Annotated in this window: 20 protein-coding genes and 1 tRNA gene; 16 read left to right on the top strand and 5 right to left on the bottom strand. The window is 71.3% G+C overall.

Annotated features, from left to right (window positions below):
• Window positions 1-453 (top strand): YdeI/OmpD-associated family protein, encoded by a 453-nt coding sequence (locus Q9S71_RS11785; protein WP_064001742.1) that lies wholly within the window; start codon window positions 1-3, stop codon window positions 451-453.
• Between the two features lie 57 nt (window positions 454-510).
• Window positions 511-1,383, top strand: coding sequence for an SGNH/GDSL hydrolase family protein (locus tag Q9S71_RS11780; RefSeq protein ID WP_311862507.1), 873 nt, complete (start codon window positions 511-513; stop codon window positions 1,381-1,383).
• Here Q9S71_RS11780 and Q9S71_RS11775 read toward each other — a convergent pair.
• Window positions 1,292-2,539 (bottom strand): APC family permease, encoded by a 1,248-nt coding sequence (locus tag Q9S71_RS11775; protein WP_311862506.1) that lies wholly within the window; start codon window positions 2,537-2,539, stop codon window positions 1,292-1,294. The genes Q9S71_RS11780 and Q9S71_RS11775 overlap by 92 nt on opposite strands.
• A gap of 62 nt (window positions 2,540-2,601) precedes the next feature.
• Between Q9S71_RS11775 and Q9S71_RS11770 the strand changes: the two genes are divergently transcribed.
• The 9 genes from Q9S71_RS11770 to Q9S71_RS11730 all read left to right on the top strand — a co-directional run bounded on the left by Q9S71_RS11770 (window position 2,602) and on the right by Q9S71_RS11730 (window position 9,980).
• Entirely contained in the window at window positions 2,602-2,958 is a 357-nt protein-coding gene (locus tag Q9S71_RS11770) for a GntR family transcriptional regulator (RefSeq protein ID WP_253034014.1), read from the top strand.
• On the top strand, window positions 2,948-3,958 hold the full coding sequence (locus tag Q9S71_RS11765) for a DUF1648 domain-containing protein (RefSeq protein WP_311862505.1): 1,011 nt from the start codon (window positions 2,948-2,950) through the stop codon (window positions 3,956-3,958). The genes Q9S71_RS11770 and Q9S71_RS11765 overlap by 11 nt, the downstream gene beginning before the upstream one ends.
• Before the next feature lie 8 nt (window positions 3,959-3,966).
• On the top strand, window positions 3,967-4,647 hold the full coding sequence (locus Q9S71_RS11760) for an O-methyltransferase (RefSeq protein ID WP_311862504.1): 681 nt from the start codon (window positions 3,967-3,969) through the stop codon (window positions 4,645-4,647).
• Window positions 4,648-4,741: 94 nt separating this feature from the next.
• Window positions 4,742-6,022 carry a phosphopyruvate hydratase gene (gene eno, locus Q9S71_RS11755; protein WP_217530374.1) on the top strand — a complete coding sequence of 427 codons (1,281 nt, stop codon included), beginning with the start codon at window positions 4,742-4,744 and terminating at the stop codon, window positions 6,020-6,022.
• A 162-nt stretch (window positions 6,023-6,184) separates the two neighbouring features.
• Window positions 6,185-6,565, top strand: a complete 381-nt coding sequence (locus Q9S71_RS11750; RefSeq protein ID WP_311862502.1) for a septum formation initiator family protein — start codon at window positions 6,185-6,187, stop codon at window positions 6,563-6,565.
• 87 nt (window positions 6,566-6,652) lie between these two features.
• On the top strand, window positions 6,653-7,123 hold the full coding sequence (locus Q9S71_RS11745) for a DUF501 domain-containing protein (RefSeq protein WP_311863265.1): 471 nt from the start codon (window positions 6,653-6,655) through the stop codon (window positions 7,121-7,123).
• The gene (locus tag Q9S71_RS11740) at window positions 7,120-8,403 is read left to right on the top strand and encodes a S8 family serine peptidase (RefSeq protein ID WP_311862501.1); all 1,284 of its coding nucleotides are present in this window, start codon (window positions 7,120-7,122) and stop codon (window positions 8,401-8,403) included. The genes Q9S71_RS11745 and Q9S71_RS11740 overlap by 4 nt, the downstream gene beginning before the upstream one ends.
• A 32-nt stretch (window positions 8,404-8,435) precedes the next feature.
• Window positions 8,436-9,830, top strand: a complete 1,395-nt coding sequence (locus Q9S71_RS11735) for an NAD(P)/FAD-dependent oxidoreductase (RefSeq protein WP_311863262.1) — start codon at window positions 8,436-8,438, stop codon at window positions 9,828-9,830.
• Window positions 9,831-9,907: 77 nt separating this feature from the next.
• A tRNA-Leu gene (locus tag Q9S71_RS11730) sits at window positions 9,908-9,980 on the top strand.
• A gap of 11 nt (window positions 9,981-9,991) precedes the next feature.
• On the opposite strand, the gene Q9S71_RS11725 is transcribed toward Q9S71_RS11730, so the two are convergent.
• On the bottom strand, window positions 9,992-10,801 hold the full coding sequence (locus Q9S71_RS11725; RefSeq protein ID WP_311862500.1) for a hypothetical protein: 810 nt from the start codon (window positions 10,799-10,801) through the stop codon (window positions 9,992-9,994).
• Between the two features lie 112 nt (window positions 10,802-10,913).
• Here Q9S71_RS11725 and Q9S71_RS11720 point away from each other — a divergent pair, with 112 nt between their 5' ends.
• From Q9S71_RS11720 to ilvA, 3 genes are read left to right on the top strand one after another with little or no spacing between them, the layout of a single operon-like run.
• Window positions 10,914-11,480: a LemA family protein gene (locus Q9S71_RS11720; protein ID WP_064001751.1), complete on the top strand. Its 567-nt coding sequence runs from the start codon at window positions 10,914-10,916 to the stop codon at window positions 11,478-11,480.
• A 40-nt stretch (window positions 11,481-11,520) separates the two neighbouring features.
• On the top strand, window positions 11,521-12,708 hold the full coding sequence (locus Q9S71_RS11715; RefSeq protein ID WP_064001752.1) for an AI-2E family transporter: 1,188 nt from the start codon (window positions 11,521-11,523) through the stop codon (window positions 12,706-12,708).
• Window positions 12,705-13,952, top strand: coding sequence for a threonine ammonia-lyase (gene ilvA, locus Q9S71_RS11710; RefSeq protein WP_217530360.1), 1,248 nt, complete (start codon window positions 12,705-12,707; stop codon window positions 13,950-13,952). The genes Q9S71_RS11715 and ilvA overlap by 4 nt, the downstream gene beginning before the upstream one ends.
• 36 nt (window positions 13,953-13,988) lie before the next feature.
• Here the strand turns inward: ilvA and greA are convergent, their stop codons facing one another.
• A complete protein-coding gene (greA, locus tag Q9S71_RS11705; RefSeq protein WP_064001754.1) occupies window positions 13,989-14,468 on the bottom strand; it encodes a transcription elongation factor GreA in 480 nt (159 codons plus the stop codon).
• A 71-nt stretch (window positions 14,469-14,539) separates the two neighbouring features.
• Complete coding sequence (locus Q9S71_RS11700; RefSeq protein WP_311862499.1) at window positions 14,540-14,944, bottom strand: DUF4307 domain-containing protein; 405 nt, start codon at window positions 14,942-14,944, stop codon at window positions 14,540-14,542.
• Window positions 14,945-15,004: 60 nt separating this feature from the next.
• On the opposite strand from Q9S71_RS11700, the gene Q9S71_RS11695 reads away from it, so the two are divergent.
• Window positions 15,005-15,292, top strand: coding sequence for a hypothetical protein (locus tag Q9S71_RS11695; RefSeq protein WP_311862498.1), 288 nt, complete (start codon window positions 15,005-15,007; stop codon window positions 15,290-15,292).
• Here Q9S71_RS11695 and trhA read toward each other — a convergent pair.
• Window positions 15,264-15,968: a PAQR family membrane homeostasis protein TrhA gene (gene trhA / locus Q9S71_RS11690; protein WP_311863259.1), complete on the bottom strand. Its 705-nt coding sequence runs from the start codon at window positions 15,966-15,968 to the stop codon at window positions 15,264-15,266. The two genes, Q9S71_RS11695 and trhA, sit on opposite strands and share 29 nt — an antisense overlap.
• A gap of 119 nt (window positions 15,969-16,087) precedes the next feature.
• Here trhA and Q9S71_RS11685 point away from each other — a divergent pair, with 119 nt between their 5' ends.
• Window positions 16,088-16,873 carry an isoprenyl transferase gene (locus Q9S71_RS11685; RefSeq protein WP_311862497.1) on the top strand — a complete coding sequence of 262 codons (786 nt, stop codon included), beginning with the start codon at window positions 16,088-16,090 and terminating at the stop codon, window positions 16,871-16,873.
• The last annotated feature ends 4 nt before the right edge of the window (window positions 16,874-16,877 follow it).

Genomic DNA, 16,877 nt, shown 5'->3' with positions numbered 1-16,877 from the left:
ATGACGCTCACAGTCCGCACCGTGCTGCCGAAGAACGGCCCCGCCACCGCGATCGAGTTGACAGACGAACAGGTCGAGGCCCTCGGCGGCGGCAAGCGGGCCGCGGTCCGGGTGACGATCGCGGGGCGCACCGCGCGCCTGCGTCTCGGTGTGATGGGCGGGCGCAACCTGATCGGTATGTCGAAGGCGGCGCGCGCCGAGCTGGGGGTCGAGATCGGGGACGAGGTCGAGGCGACCATCGATCTCGACACCGACGAGCGGGAAGTCGACGTTCCGGACGACCTCGCGGCCGCCCTCGACGCGGAACCGCAGGTGCGCGCCGCGTTCGATGCGCTCGCGCCGTCGCGCCGCAAGGAGGTCGCTCGTTCCGTCGTCGACGCGAAGAAGTCGGAGACCCGCGAGAAGCGGATCGCCGCCGCGGTGGACTCCCTCCGTTCGCCCGCCAGCACCTGATCGCGCACGTCACCGCGACGTCGCCCGTCGTTCACCGGGGCGGTGTGAGATGCGGTGGTGCCACGTTCTGCTCGGACTCCGTTCCCCGTCGCCGTTGCCGCCGCCCTCGTGGTCGTCGGCGCCGTCGTCCTTGGCACCCGGGTCGCGCTCGCGCGGCAGGCGGCGATCGCGCGGCGGCGGATCGGCAAGCCGCTCGGCGACGCCGCCCCGACCGCCGACCGGGTCTGGCGGGCCGGACTCGGGGGCACGCCGCTCGAGCTGCTGCTGCTCGGCGATTCGATCGCGACGGGTCTCGGGGCTCAGCACCGCAAGGAGACGCTCGGGGGACGCCTCGCGAAAGGTCTCGCGGGGGAGCTCGACCGGCCCGTGCGGCTGCGGACGGGGGCGGTCGTCGGTGCGGAATCGGCCGACCTCGCCGGCCAGATCGACGCGCTCCCGGCGGACTACCGTGCGGATGCCGCCGTCATCATCGTCGGCGGCAACGACGTGACGCACCGGGTGCCGGTCGCCGTGGCGGCGGCCCACCTCGCGGAGGCGATCCGCCGACTGCGCGCAGTCGGCACCGCCGTCGTGGTCGGCACGTGCCCCGACCTGGGCGCCCTCCGCGCCGTGCCGCAGCCGCTGCGCAGCATCGGCTCCCGTGCGTCGCAGCAGCTCGCCACGGCCCAGGCCGACCGGGCGCGCGCCGAGGGCGCCGGCGTGGTGTCGCTGCGTCGCGCGGTAGGTCCGTTCTTCCGGATCGACCCCGACGGCATGTTCAGCCTCGATCGGTTCCACCCGAGCGCGCTGGGCTACCGGCGAACGGCCGAGGCGCTCCTGCCCGTCGTGCGCGACGCGATCACGCGCGGCGGCGCAGACGCAGCAACCGGTAGACGCATCCCGCCAGCAGCACCCCGACCCCGATCGGCACCGACGGCCACGGCAGGGTGACGACGAGGACGACGCACCCGACGCCGCCGACGAGCTGCAGGAATCGCGGGTACCGGCGGGCCGTGCCCCGCTGGCGGAACGCAGCGAGGTTGGCGACCGCGTAGTAGAGCAGCACGCCGAACGACGAGAAGCCGATCGCGCCCCGGATGTCGCCGAGCGCGATGACGGCGACGACGATCAGGACGACCGCGACCTCGGCGTTCCGCGGCACCCGGTGACGCGCGTCCACGGCGGCGAGGATCCGGGGAAGGTCTCCCTCCCGCGCCATCGCGAAGGTGGTCCGTCCGACGCCGGCGATGAGGGCGAGCAGGGCGCCGAGGGATGCCGCGGCGGCACCGATCCGGACGACCGGAGCCGCGCCATCCCACCCTGCGGCCTCGACGGTGGCCACGAGCGGCGCGGTGGACGCGGCGAGCGCGTCGGGTCCGAGGGCGCGGAGGGCGACGACACCGATGACCGCGTACACGACGAGGGCGCCACAGAAGGCGAGCACGACCGCCCGGGGGATCGTGCGGGCGGGGTCGCGCACCTCCTCGCCGAGGGTGGCGATGCGGGCGTAGCCGGCGAACGCGAAGAACAGCAGGCCCGCCGCCTGCAGGATGCCGAGGGGGCCGGACCCGGCGATCCCGTCACCCCAGAGGGGACCGGGCGCGCTCGGTGCCGTGAAGCCCGCCACGGCGACGACGGTCAGCACGATCAGGACGACCGTGACGAGCACGCGTGTCAGCTGCGCCGTCCGCGTGATCCCGAAGAGGTTCACGGCGCCGAGCGCGAGGGCGGCGCCGGCGGCGACGGGTCGTTCCCACCCCGCGGGCGCGACGTAGGCCGCGAAGGTCAGCGCCATCGCGGCGCAGCTGGCCGTCTTCCCGATGACGAAGCCCCAGCCGGCGAGGAAGCCCCACCACGGCCCCAGTTCCGCGCGCCCGTAGGCGTACACGCCGCCGGAGGTCGGATGGACGGCCGCGAGCTGCGCGGTCGAGGTCGCGTTGCCGAACGCGATGACGGCGGCCAGCGCCAGTCCGACGAGCAGCCCGGGGCCGGCGACGGCCGCCGCGGGCGGGAAGGCGGCGAAGACGCCCGCGCCGATCATCGAGCCGAGACCGATGACGACGGCGTCGCCCAGACCGAGGCGGCGCGCCAGAACAGGGGAGGACACGGCGCGAGCGTACCGGAGTGGGGCGAACACCCAAGTAGTTATAGTTGCGCTATAATTACCGTATGTTGATCCGGGTCGACCCACAGAGCACCGTTCCGCTGTTCGCGCAGATCGCGGCCGGGCTCCGCGCCGAGATCACCGGCGGCCGTCTCGGGGCAGGGGAGCGACTCCCCGCCGCACGCGAAGTCGCCGAGGCGCTGCAGGTGAACCTCCACACGGTGCTGCACGCCTATCAGGACCTCCGCGACGAAGGCCTCATCGACCTCCGCCGCGGCCGCGGCGCCGTGGTCACCCCGGCCGGGGCCGCCCTCGCGGGCCTGCGAGCCGAGATCGCGGCCCTGGTCGATAAATCCCGTGCCCTGGGCGTCTCGCCCGACACCCTGTCCGCTCTCGTCAAGGAGGCTGCTCGTGACCACTGACACCCTGACCGTCGTCCGCCGCCGGTTCACCCTCGTCGCCCTGCTGCTCCCCGCCGTGGTGATCCTCGTCGCGGTCGTCGCGCAGGTGCTGCTCCTCCCGGCGGTGCCCGCGGTCGTCGCGACCCACTGGGGGTGGACGGGGGAGCCCGACGGCTTCGCGCCCGCCTGGACCGTCCCGCTCGTCACCGCGATCCTCGGCCTCGGGCTTCCCGCGACCCTCTTCGGAGCCAGCGTGGGCGGGCTGCGCCGCGGCGACCACGGCTTCGCCTACCGCCTCCTGGGAGCCGTCGCGTTCGGACTCGCCGTGCTCATCGGTGGCCTCGGCGTCGCGACCCTCGGCATCCAGGTCGGACGGACGGATGCGGACGCCGCTTTCCCCGTGCTGCTCCTGCCGGGCGTGCTCCTCGCCGCCGCTGCCGCGGGATGGATCGGGTGGGCCGTGCAACCCCGCGTCCCGTGGCATCCGACCCCGACGATGCCGGCCGCCGAGGTGCCGGTCCGCGCGGGGGAGCGGGTCGTCTGGATGCAGGGGGTCACCCTCGCCCGCGGGGGAGCCGTGGTCCTGTGGATCGCGTTCGCGATCGGAAGCCTCGCCGTCCTGCCCGTCGTCTTCTTCGGCGACCTCGTCACGGCGATCATCTCCGGTCTGGTCGTCGTCGTGCTGTTCGTCGTCGTCGCCACGACCCTGCGCTTCCACGTGCGCGTCGACCCGGACGGCCTGACCGCCGTCTCCGCGGCGGGATGGCCGCGTGTGCACGTCCCGACGCAGGACATCGTCTCGGCGGAGGTCGTCCAGGTCTCGCCGTTCGGGGAGTTCGGCGGGTGGGGCATCCGCTGGCCCGGCGGCGGGCGTCAGGGCGTCGTGCTGCGCGCGGGCGAGGGGCTCCTGGTGCGCCGCCGCGACGGCCGCACCCTCACGGTCACGGTCGACGACGCCGCGACCGCGGCGGGCCTGCTGAGCGCCTACGCCGCGTTGACGTCGGCGCGCCGGGGCGATTGAGTGGCGGCATGGCGCATCCACACCCGTACGATCCGGTCCCCGCTCGCTGGGACGATGTCGACGACTACCTGACGTCGACCCTCATCGCCCACGACGACGCGCTCGCCGCCTCGATCGCCTCGCTCGCCGAGGAGGGGCTCCCCGAAATCGAGGTCGCGCCGCTGTCGGGAAAGCTGCTGCACCTCCTCGCGCGCATGACGGGGGCGCGGCGCGTGCTCGAGATCGGGACCCTCGGCGCCTACTCGACCATCTGGCTCGCCCGCGCGCTCCCCGCCGAGGGGCGCGTCGTCTCGATCGAGGCCGAGCCTCACAACGCCGCCGTGGCCCGACGCAACCTCGAGCGCGCCGGGGTCGCCGAGCGGGTGGAGGTGCGCGAGGGGCGCGGGGCGGACGTCCTGCCGGCCCTGGAGGGCGGCGAGCCGTTCGACCTCGTCTTCATCGACGCCGACAAGGAGTCGAACATCGTCTACCTCGACTGGGCAGCGCGCCTCGGGCGCCCCGGCACGGTGGTCGTCGTCGACAACGTCGTCCGCTCCGGGCATGTGGTGGAGACGGATGCCGGGGCCCAGGTCGACGGCGTCCGCGCCGGTCTCGCGATGCTCCGCGACGACCCCCGGTTCGAGGCCACCGCGCTGCAGACCCTCGACCGCAAGGGGTGGGACGGCATCGCGATCGCGCTCGTCGTGTGACGGCGGGTCCTGTGCGGCATCCCGCGCCTCACTAGACTCGGGGGCGGACCGACGACGCTCCCGTTCCATCCTCCACAAGCAAGGAGAAACCCCCGTGGCATTGATCGAGGCAGTAGGCGCACGCGAGATCCTGGACTCGCGCGGCAACCCGACCGTCGAGGTGGAGGTCCTGCTCGACGACGGCATCGTCCAGCGCGCAGCCGTCCCCTCCGGCGCATCCACCGGCGCCTTCGAGGCGTACGAGCTCCGTGACGGTGACAAGAGCCGGTACGGCGGCAAGGGCGTCCTCAAGGCCGTGAACGCCGTCATCGACGAGCTCGGCCCCGCCATCGAGGGCCTCGAGGCCAGCGAGCAGCGCCTCATCGACGAGGTCCTGATCCAGACCGACGGCACCGAGAACAAGTCGCGCACCGGTGCGAACGCCATCCTCGGTGTCTCGCTGGCCGTCGCGAAGGCCGCCGCCGACAGCGCCGACCTCCCGCTGTACCGCTACCTCGGCGGACCGAACGCGCGCGTCCTGCCCGTTCCGCTGTTCAACGTCATCAACGGCGGCGAGCACGCCGACAACGGCATCGACATGCAGGAGTTCTTCCTCGCCCCGATCGGCGCCGAGAGCTTCTCCGAGTCGCTGCGCTGGGGCGCCGAGGTCTACCAGGTCCTGAAGAAGGAGCTGCAGGCCGCCGGCTACGCGACGGGCCTGGGTGACGAGGGCGGGTTCGCCCCCGACCTCCCCAGCAACCGCGAGGGCCTCGACTTCCTCGTCAAGGCGATCGAGAAGGCCGGCTTCACCCCCGGTTCGCAGATCGCCCTGGGCCTCGACGTGGCCGCGACCGAGTTCTTCAACGACGGCGTCTACCGCCTCGAGAACAAGGACTGGACCGCCGAGCAGCTCACCGACTACTACGCCGACCTGGTCGACTCGTTCCCCATCGTGACGATCGAGGACGCCCTCGCCGAGGACGACTGGGAGAACTGGACCGCCCTCACCGAGCGCCTGGGCAAGAAGGTGCAGCTCGTCGGCGACGACCTCTTCGTCACCAACCCGCAGCGCCTGGCCGACGGCATCAAGCGCGGAGCGGCGAACTCGCTCCTGGTCAAGGTGAACCAGATCGGCACGCTCAGCGAGACGCTCGACGCGATCGACGTCGCGCACCGCGCCGGCTACACCACGATGCTCTCGCACCGCTCGGGTGAGACCGAGGACACGACGATCGCCGACCTCGCCGTCGCCGTCAACTCGGGTCAGATCAAGTCGGGCGCGCCCGCTCGGAGCGAGCGCGTCGCGAAGTACAATCAGCTTCTGCGCATCGAGGAAGACCTGGGCGAGGCTGCGGAGTTCATCGGCGCCGCCGCGTTCCCGCGTTTCACCGCCTGACGCGCACCGCACAGACACCGACGAGAAGGGGGAGCCGTGGACCGACCATCGGCTCCCCCTTCCCGTGCGTCCCGGGCCCCGCGCGGCGAGGATCGCACGCCCCGATCGGGTCGACGCGTCGATGTCCGCGACTGGGTCGGCGGCATCCGGATGTCGGGGTTCATGGGGATCATGCTCGGGCTCGTCGTGCTCGCGGCGTTCGTCCTCGTCCCGACGATCGGCACCTACGTCGACCAGCGGCAGCAGATCGCGGCGCTCACTCACGACGTCCAGGCCACGAAGGACGAGATCACCCAGCTGACGAGCGAGCGCGAACGCTGGCGCGACGAGGCCTACATCGTCGCCCAGGCCCGCGAGCGGCTGTACTATCGGCGGCCCGGCGAGGTCGTGTACCTCGTCGCGGACGACCTCCCCACCGACCTGATCGAGCCCGCGCAGCGCCCCGTCAGCGACGACGTCCAGGAGACGCAGCGCGATTGGATGACGCAGTTCCTGCGCTCCGTGACCGAGGCGGGACTCGCAGGGACCGTGGCCCCGGGCTGACGCCCAGCTCTCACGCGCGTCGCCCGGTACCCTTGACCGGTGCCTCATCCGACACTCTCGCCCGCGTCAGCCGCCGATCACGACACCATGCGTGAGCAGCTGGGGCGCCCCATGCGCGGCGTGATCGGCATCGCGGCGCGGTGCGTCTGCGGCAATCCGACGGTGGTGGCCACCGAACCGCGGCTGCCCGACGGTACCCCGTTCCCGACGTTCTACTACCTGACCCATCCGGGGGCGACGGCCGCCATGTCGGCCCTCGAGGCGACCCAGGTGATGCGGGAGCTGAACGACGACCTCGCCGCCGACGAGGAGCTCGCGGCGTCCTACGCCCGCGCCCACGACGCCTATCTCGCCGACCGCGAGGTGCACGGTGCCGTCCCCGAGATCGCCGGCGTGTCCGCGGGCGGGATGCCGACCCGCGTGAAGTGCCTGCACGCCCTCGCCGCGCACTCGCTCGCCGCCGGTCCCGGAGTGAACCCGATCGGCGACATCGCCCTCGCGCGCGGGTCGTGGTCGCCGCAGCGGTGCACCTGCGCGACGCCGAGGGTGACCGGATGAGGGGAGTCCGCGCCCTTCTCGCCGCCGCCGTCATCGCCGTCACGGCGGTGCTCACGGCGGCCGCGCCCGGCCCGTCGCCGACGCCTCCGCCGGTCGATCCGGTGCGGAACATGGAGTACTGGCTGAAGGAGTACGGGATCTCCGACGCCTGGAAGACGACCAAGGGCGCCGGGACGACGATCGCCGTCATCGACACGGGCATCGGCAAAGGGCCGAAGGAACTCGACGGCGCCGTCGTCGGGGGAGCCGACTTCTCCGGGGTGGGCAAGGCCGACGGCCGCACACCCGTGGGTGACAGCGACCGCAACCACGGCAGTTGGGTCGCCTCCCTCGCCGCGGGCCGGGGGACGGCGGCCGACAAGGGCATGATCGGGGTGGCCCCGGAGGCCGACCTGCTGTCGCTCTCGATCGGCTTCGGGAGCTCAGCGAGCGTCCCGTTCGTCGATCAGGTCGCCGAGGCGATCCGGTGGGCGGTCGATCACGGCGCCGACGTCATCAACCTCTCGTTCACGACGAACACCCTCGATTGGGACCGGTCGTGGGACGACGCCTTCCTCTACGCGTTCGACCACGACGTCGTGGTCGTCGTCGCCGCCGGCAACCGCGAGAGCGGCACCGAGGAGGTCGGCGCCCCCGCGACGATCCCGGGCGTCCTGACGGTCGGCGGGGTGGACCGGGAGGGCCGAGCGAGTCGAACGGCCTCCACGCAGGGCATTGTCATCGGCATCTCCGCGCCGAGCGAGGAGCTGCTGGGTGTCTCCGCGAACGGCGACCTCGTCATCTGGGACGGCACGAGCGGCGCGGCCCCCATCGTCGCCGGAGTCGCCGCCCTGGTGCGGTCCGCGCACCCCGACCTGGATGCCGCGAACGTGATCAAGCGGATCATCGCCACCGCGACGCCGAGCGAGCGCGCGAAGAAGGTCCCCGACCCGCTGTACGGGTACGGCCTCATCAACGCGGCCAAGGCGGTCTCCGCTCCGGTGGCGAAGGTCTCGGCGAACCCGATGGGCGACCTCCGCGAGTGGATCCGGCTCTACCGCCGGGCTGAATCGACCCCGCAGACGAGCCCGACCCCGACCCCCTACACGGTGGCACCGCTGCCCGAGGCCGAGCCGCCGAGTTCGGCCGCATCGCCGCTCCTGCCCAGCAGCGATTCGTTGCGCTACGGAACGGTGCCGCTGATCGTGGTCAGCCTGGGGACTATACTGATCGTGCTCGGGGTCACCGCTGCTGCCCGGCGCATCCGATCGGCGCGCACCCCGCGACCGCCGAGCCGTTGAATCAAGGAGTTCTTCCGACTGTGACTACCACTGTGCCCAAGATCCTGGTCGTCGGAGGCGGCTACGCCGGTTTCTACACCGCGTGGAAGCTCGAGAAGCACCTCCGTAAGGGTGAGGCCGAGGTCACGATCGTCGACCCGCTTCCGTACATGACGTACCAGCCGTTCCTCCCCGAGGTCGCGGCGGGCGGCATCGAGGCCCGCCACGTCGTGGTCGGTCTGCGTCGCCACCTGAAGCGCACGCGCATCGTCATCGCCAAGGTCACCGGCATCGACCACGCCAGCAAGACGGCGACGATCACGCCCGAGGTCGGCGAGCCGTGGCAGGAGCAGTACGACCAGATCGTCGTGACCGCCGGCGCCGTCTCGCGCACCTTCCCGATCCCCGGCATCGCCGAGAACGCGATCGGCCTGAAGACGATCGAAGAGGCCGTCGCGATCCGCGACCGCATCCTCACGAACTTCGACCGGGCGGCGAACCTGCCTCCCGGGCCCGAGCGCGACCGTCTGCTCACCGTGGTCGTCGTCGGTGGCGGCTTCGCGGGCATCGAGGTGCTCGCCGAGACGCGCGCCTTCGCGAGCGCGCTGCTGAAGGACTACCCGACGATCTCGTTCGAGGAGACGCACTTCCACCTCATCGAGGCGATGGGGCGCATCATGCCCGAGGTGTCGCTCAAGACGAGCGAGTGGGTCCTCAAGGACCTCGCCAAGCGCGGCGCCAACGTCCACCTCGACACCCAGGTCAAGGGCGCCGTCGACGGCAACGTCGAGCTCTCGACGGGCCAGGTCATCCCGACCGATGTGATCATCTGGACCGCCGGTGTCATGGCGAACCCCACCGTCGTCCGCGGCAGCGACCTGCCCGTGGAGGAGCGGGGCCGTCTGCGCACGCGCGCCGACCTGCGGGTGGGCACGCCCGAAGAGGTCGTCGAGGGCGCCTGGGCCGCCGGTGACGTCTCCGCCGTCCCGGACCTCTCCGGCGGCGGTGTCGGCGGGTTCTGCGTCCCCAACGCCCAGCACGCGGTCCGTCAGGGCAAGCTGCTCGCCAAGAACATCGTGGCCGTCCTGCGCGGCGAGGAGCCGAAGGAGTACTTCCACAAGAACCTCGGCGCCGTCGCGGGCCTGGGTCTCTACAACGGTGTCTTCCAGTCCGGCAAGATCGCCATCAAGGGCTTCTTCGCCTGGATCGCGCACCGCGGGTACCACGGTCTCGCCATGCCGACCTTCGAGCGCAAGTTCCGCGTCGTCGGCGACTGGTGGCAGAACTTCTGGCTCGGCCGCGACAACGTCTCGATGGAGACGCTGCAGAACCCCCGGTACGTCTTCGAGGAGTTCGCTGCGCGTCCGCGTCCGGCCGCCCCCGAGACCCCCGCGATCGACCCGAAGACGGTCGCCGCGGAGAAGACCGGCAAGGTCGCCGCGAGCTGACCACGCGTCCGTGAGACCCCCGTTCCGGCTTCCGCCGGGGCGGGGGTCTTCTGGTGTTCCGGGATACCCTGACGGAGGCCCCCGTAGCCCAATGGCAGAGGCAGGCGACTTAAAATCGCTTCAGTCTGGGTTCGAGTCCCAGCGGGGGCACGGCCATCCGGTCAGCGCGGCAGGATGCTGGGCGGGTCCGCATCCCGCCATCGTTCGATAGTCTGCGCCGTCCAGTACGCGGCGAACGCGCCCAGGGCGACCGCTTCGCCGATCAGCACGCCCACCGTGTCCGGATTCGCGATCGCCGCGCCGACCGTCGTGACGAGGGCCGCCGCGATGACGACGGACACCGCGAGGTAGACGCGGCGATACCCCGCCGCAGGGGGATCCTCGCCGAAGGACGTCACCCAGGGGACCGCCGCGAACATCGCGAAGAAGCAGACCGTCGCGACCAGGTGAAGGTTGATCCCACCGGGAAACGGGAACACAGCCGCAGGGCCCGGGGCGAATGCGAGGGTCGCGAGAGCGATGACGACCGCGGACGCGGTGCCCCCGACGATCGCCACCCGTCGCCAGGCCAGGTCCCCGCGTGCCGCCAGGACGATGCCCAGGGCGACGAGGATCGTCACCATCGTCAGGTACACGCCGACCCCGTTCCGGACGGTGGGCAGGACCTCCGACGGGACGGACGGCTCACCGCGGTAGCCGGTGGGGACGATGGCGATCAGCGGGGCGAACACGGCGGCGATGTCGAGGAGCATGGACTCCGTGTCGCGGCCAGAGAGGACCAGCAGGGCGACGCCGGCAGCGGTCAGCGCGCCGACGAAGACGCCGCCCGCGGGGGAGTAGTAGTAGTCGCTGATGGACGGGAGGGGCCGCCCGCCACTGCGTATCAGCTCGATGAGGACGGATGCCGCCAGGGCCACGACGATGCCGACGAGGGCGAGTCGGAGGTACCGATGCGTGCGCAGACCCGTCACCCCACCGACACTACAAGTCGCACCCCGTGTGCAACGCCTGGGAACTGCGGCCGGGCGCCCGCATCCACCGGGTCGGCCTCGTTAGGATGATCAGGCAATCGATCGGAGACTCATGGAAATCCTCATCCCGGTCCTCGTCGTCGTCGCCCTCCTCGTCATCGTCGGCGTCTACCTCTGGGCCACCTACAACTCGCTCGTCGCCCTGAACGTGCGGGTCGATGAGGCGTGGAGCGACATCACGGTGCAGCTCAAGCGCCGCGCGGACCTCCTGCCCAACCTGATCGAGACCGTCAAGGGCTACGCGGCGCACGAGAAGGCGGTCTTCGAGAACGTCACTCAGGCACGTGCCGAGACCCTGACCGCGACCACCCCCGCCGATGCGGGCGTCGCCGAAGGCCACATGCAGCAGGCGCTGAAGTCGCTGTTCGCCGTCGCCGAGGCCTACCCGCAGCTCCAGGCGAGCCAGAACTTCCTGCAGCTGCAGCAGGCCGTGGTCGACACCGAGGACAAGATCCAGGCGTCCCGCCGGTTCTACAACGGCGGCGTCCGCGAGCTGAACACGAAGATCAAGGTCTTCCCGAACAACCTCTTCGCCCGACGGCTCGGATTCGGCGAGCGGGAGTTCTTCGAAGTGGTCGACGGTGCGGCGATCGCCGAGCCGCCGCGGATCCAGTTCTGACGCGCCGCGTCGCCCGGGGCGCACGTCCTAGGATGGCCCAGTGAGCGGCACCGACGACAAGCACCGGAACGGGTTCTTCGACGCGCTCCGCGCGCGCACCGTCTCCACCGAGGTGTCCCAGACGGTTCCGCGGGGTCTCAAGATCGCGACCGCCTACGCGTGGCGTTTCCTCGTCCTCGCCGCGGCGATCGCGGTGCTCGTGTGGATCGTCATCCAGCTGCGCCTGCTCATCATCCCGCTGCTGGCGGCGATCCTCATCACAGCCCTCGTGTGGCCGTTGTTCTCGTGGCTGCTGCAGCGGCGGTTGCCGCGCTGGCTGGCCCTCATCCTGACCCTGCTGCTGACCATCGCCGTCGTCGTCGGGTTGCTGTGGATCGCCATCTGGCAGATCACGCAGGATGCCGCCTCCGTCCGAGACCGCACCGTCCAGGGCATCGCGCAGTTCCGCGACTACCTCATCGAGGGACCGCTGCACCTGACCGGCGGCCAGATCGACGACGCCGTCCGGCAGGCGTTCGGCATCCTGCAGGAGCAGGCCCAACTCCTGCTGTCGGGCGCCCTGGCGATCGGCTCCACGCTCGGTCATGTGGCCACCGGCATCCTGCTGACCCTGTTCATCCTGATCTGCACGCTCGCCGACGGCGGCGGGATCTGGCGGTGGACGGTCCGCCTCTTCCCGGTGCGCGCACGCTCCGCCGTGGACGGAGCCGGCCGCGCCGGCTGGCGTACCGTCATCACCTACGCGCGGACGCAGCTGCTGGTGGCCACCATCGACGCCATCGGCATCGGCGTCGGTGCCGCCCTCCTCGGGGTGCCCCTGGCGGCTCCCATCGGCGTACTCGTCTTCCTGGGCGCCTTCGTGCCGTTCGTCGGCGCGGTCCTGACGGGCGCCCTGGCCGTGTTCCTCGCCCTGGTGTACAACGGACCCTGGATCGCCCTGTGGATGCTCGTCATCGTCCTCGGCGTGCAGCAGCTGGAAGGCCACGTCCTGCAGCCGCTGCTCATGGGCTCGGCGGTCAAGGTGCACCCGCTCGCGGTCGTGCTCGCCGTCGCCGGCGGGGCGATGGTCGCGGGGATCGCCGGCGCGGTGTTCGCCGTGCCGCTGGCCGCCTTCGTCAACGTCGTCTGGCTCTACCTCTCGCGGCGCGGGTGGGAGCAACCGGTGGACCCCGGCCCCGACGACCTCATCTGGAGCACCGTGCCGCGACGCAGGAGGATGACCGCGTGACCGATCAGGCGAAGATCGCCGCCCCGACCCTGGCCGAGTTCGAGACCGCCGCGACCGAACTCGCCGGCGTCGTCTCGCGGACGCCCGTCGAGGACTCGGAGTTCCTCTCGGGCGTGCTGGGCGCGCCCGTGCACCTCAAGCTCGAGAACCTGCAGCGCACCGGGTCGTTCAAGATCCGCGGGGCGACCTACCGGCTGTCGCGCCTGACGGCGGAGGAGCGCTCGCGCGGCGTCGTCGCGGCCTCAGCGGGCAACCACGCGCAGGGTGTCGCACTCGGTGCGCAGACCCTCGGCATCCCCGCGACGATCTTCATGCCGCTCGGCGTCCCCGTCCCCAAGCTCCTCGCCACGCGGGGCTACGGCGCCGACGTCATCCTCGAGGGCGCGACGGTGGAGACCCCGCTCCGCCTCGCGCAGGAGTTCGCCGAGCGGACCGGTGCGGTCTTCATCCCGCCCTACGACAACCACGACATCATCATCGGCCAGGGCACCCTCGGGCTCGAGCTCATGGACGAGATCCCGGGCCTGGAGACCATCGTCGTCGGCATCGGCGGCGGGGGACTGGCGGCGGGAGTCGCCGCCGCCGCGAAGGCCCGCGCCGCGGCGGAGGGTCGCACGATCCGCATCATCGGCGTGCAGGCCGAGAACTCCGCGGGCTACCCCGGCTCGCTCATCGCCGGTCACCCGATCGACGCGGAGCGCACCTCGCCGACCATCGCCGACGGCATCGCGGTCAAGCGGCCCGGCGCGATCCCGTTCGACATCATCCGCGACCTCATCGACGAGGTCGTCACCGTCAGCGACGACGACATCGCGCGCGCGATCCTCGTGCTCATCGAACGCGCGAAGCAGGTCGTCGAGCCCGCCGGCGCCGTGGGCGTCGCCGCGATCCTCACCGGCAAGGTGACCGCGTCGGGTCCCACGGCGGCGATCCTCTCGGGCGGCAACATCGACCCGCTGCTGCTGCAGCGCGTCGTCGCGCACGGGCTCGCGGCATCCGGACGGTACATGACGCTGCAGATCCCGCTGCCCGACCGTCCCGGTCAGCTGGCGCGGGTGTCGGAGCTGCTGTCGGTGGTCGGGGCGAACGTCATCGAGGTCCTGCACACCCGCCACGGACAGGGACTGCAGATCAGCGAGGTCATCCTGCAGCTGAGCGTCGAGACGCGCGGCGAGGAGCACCGCGCGCAGGTCCTCGCGATCCTGCAGGACGCCGGCTACGCCCCGACGGTCGTCCCGAACTGAGCGTGCCGGCGCACCCGGGTCATCGACCCGCCCGCGTCACTGACCCGAGTAGGTCTCGACCTTGACGACCTCGACGGTGATCTCGCGCCCGTTGGGAGCGGTGTAGCTCGTCTTCTCGCCTTCGCGCAGGCCCATGATGGCCTCGCCCAGGGGGGAGGCCTCGCTGTAGACGTCGAGCTCGCTGTTCGCGCCGATCTCGCGGTTGCCGAGCAGGAACACCTCTTCGCCGCCGGCGACGATCGCGGTGACGACGGTGCCCGACTGCACGGTGCCGTCGGATTCAGGGGCGACGCCGACCTTGGCATCCTTCAGCAGCTGCTGGAGGGTCCGGATGCGGGCCTCCTGCTTGCCCTGCTCGTCCTTGGCCGCGTGGTAGCCGCCGTTCTCCTTGAGGTCGCCCTCTTCGCGGGCGGCCTCGATGCGCTTGGCGATCTCCTCGCGGCCCGTCGTCGAGAGCTCCTCGAGCTCGGCGGCGAGGCGGTCGTAGGCCTCCTGGGTCAGGAACGTCTCGGACACGTGATCTCCCGGTGCGGTCGATGGGTAAGCCAAACGCCCCGGCAAGTCACCGGGGCGCGAGAACCTTCAGCTTAGATGATCCAGCAGGAGCGGACAAAACCCGTGGTGGGGCGCGCGGTGGTCGGGATCCGCTCCGTGATGATACGGGAGTGATCCTCGGATGCCGGGACCTCCACGACCGCGAAGCCGACGATCCCGTGCTCGGCGTCCTGCGCCTCCAGCGAGCAGGCGACCGCCGTGCCGGGATTCACGGTCACCTGCACACGGACCTCGACGGTGCGGTCGTCGACGAGGGTGAAGCCCGTCGTGTCGGCGTCGACGGAGTTGACGGCGTTCGAGACGGTCGTCCACCCCAGCAGCCCCGTCGCGGCGACGGCGATGGCCCCGATGACCACCCAGGTCCACCGACGCGACGCCGCGGAACGCGTGCGGCCGTACCGATCCGCCAGCTTGCGGTCGACGTCGGTCAGGGTCATGCGGCATCCGTTCTAGGCTGGGATTCCAGGCTATTCGCTCTGGCTGAGGAATGAGGTCACATGCCGGATCTGCGATGGCTCGCCGTCTCGCCGAGTCCCACCCCGACGACGCCCCCGCCGGAGGCGGTGACCCCCGGTGTCGCCGGGTTCATCGCGATCGCGATCGTGGCCGTGGTCATCGTGCTCCTCGCGATCGATATGCTCCGCCGCATCCGTCGTGCGCAGTACCGCTCCGACGTCAACGAGATGCTCGACGCGGAGGAAGCGGCCGCACGCGGCGAGGGCCCCGGGGACGACCCCGGCGCCGCGCCGGGCGACGTCAGCCCGGGAGACCCAGCGAAGGGCTGAGGGGCTCCAGCGAGATCAACAGGCAGGCGCTCCAGTGGCACAGGAACGCGAGCACGGTGCAGACGTGGAAGATCTCGTGGAACCCGAAGTGCCCCGGCCACGGGTTCGGGCGCTTCATCGCGTACACGACCGCGCCGCCGGTGTAGAGCAGGCCACCGACGATCACGAGCACCATCATCGCCACGCTCGCCCGCAGCAGGTCGCCGAGGTACATGACGGCGGCCCAGCCGAGCAGCAGGTAGAGGGCGACGTAGAGCCAGCGGGGCGCGTGGATCCAGAACACCCGGAAGAGGATGCCGAGAAGGGCTCCCGACCACACCAGGACGAGCAGCAGCGTGCCCTGCCCGGGGGCGAGGGCGAGCGTCGCGATCGGCGTGTACGTGCCCGCGATCAGCAGCAGGATGTTCGCGTGGTCGATGCGCTTGAGGACGACCTTGGTCCGCGGCCCCCAGTCGAACCGGTGGTACAGCGCCGAATTGCCGAACAGCAGAAGCGACGTGACCATGAACACGGCCGCCGCCCACTTCGCCGGAGCCCCCTGTGCGAGCGCGATCAGGACCACGCCCGCGGCGATCGCGACGGGGAAGGTTCCGGCGTGGATCCAGCCGCGCCAGGTCGGTCGGACCTCCACCTGGGCATCGACCGCACCCGCTTCGAGGAGGGGGAGCTGAGGCATCTCGGCGCCGCCGTCGGCATCGTGTCGGGTCACGCGACGAGCCTACGCTCGCCGCCATGCGCGAGGCTGAATACGCGCCCCTGCTCACCGCGATCGGCGGGCCGGAGTAGCGTAGCCGTGTGACCCGCGCCTCCTCGACTCAAGGACGGGGTCTGCTGTACCGCCTGTACAGCTCGAGGCTGCGCCGGGAGATCGACGCGGGCACCGTGCCGCACCACGTCGCGATGATGATCGACGGCAACCGTCGGTGGGCGCGTCAGCTCGGGTACACCACCGTCTCGCACGGTCATCGTGCGGGCGCCGCCAAGATGCACGAGTTCCTCCGCTGGTGCGACGAGCTCGGCATCCAGGTCGTCTCGCTGTACCTGCTCTCCACCGACAACCTCGTCAAACGGGATTCGCAGGAGCTCACCGATCTGATCGAGATCATCGCGGACCTCGCCGAGACGCTCTCGCACGAGCCGGGCTGGCGGGTCAAGCACGTCGGCCGCGCCGAGGTGCTGCCGCCCGTGCTGGCGCACGGTCTCCGGACGGCGGAGGAGCGCACCCGCGAGAACACCGGCCTGCACGTCAACCTCGCCGTCGGGTACGGCGGGCGCGGCGAGATCGTGGACGCCGTCCGCAGCATCATCTCGAAGCATCAGGAGAAGGGCGGCTCCCTCGAGGAACTCGCTGAGAGCCTGACGCCCGAACAGATCGGCGAGCACCTCTACACCGGCGGGCAGCCCGATCCCGATCTCGTCATCCGCACCTCCGGCGAGCAGCGGCTCAGCGACTTCCTGCTCTGGCAGTCGGCGCACAGCGAGTTCTACTTCGTCGAAGCCCTGGGACCCGACCTCCGCGAGGTCGACTTCCTGCGCGCGATCCGCGACTTCGGCGACCGCGATCGGCGCTTCGGCAGCTGAGACG

The sequence above is a fragment of the Microbacterium gawkjiense genome (genome assembly GCF_031932225.1).
Classification (GTDB): Bacteria; Actinomycetota; Actinomycetes; order Actinomycetales; family Microbacteriaceae; genus Microbacterium; species Microbacterium gawkjiense.
This window is presented reverse-complemented; position numbering and strand designations above follow the sequence as displayed.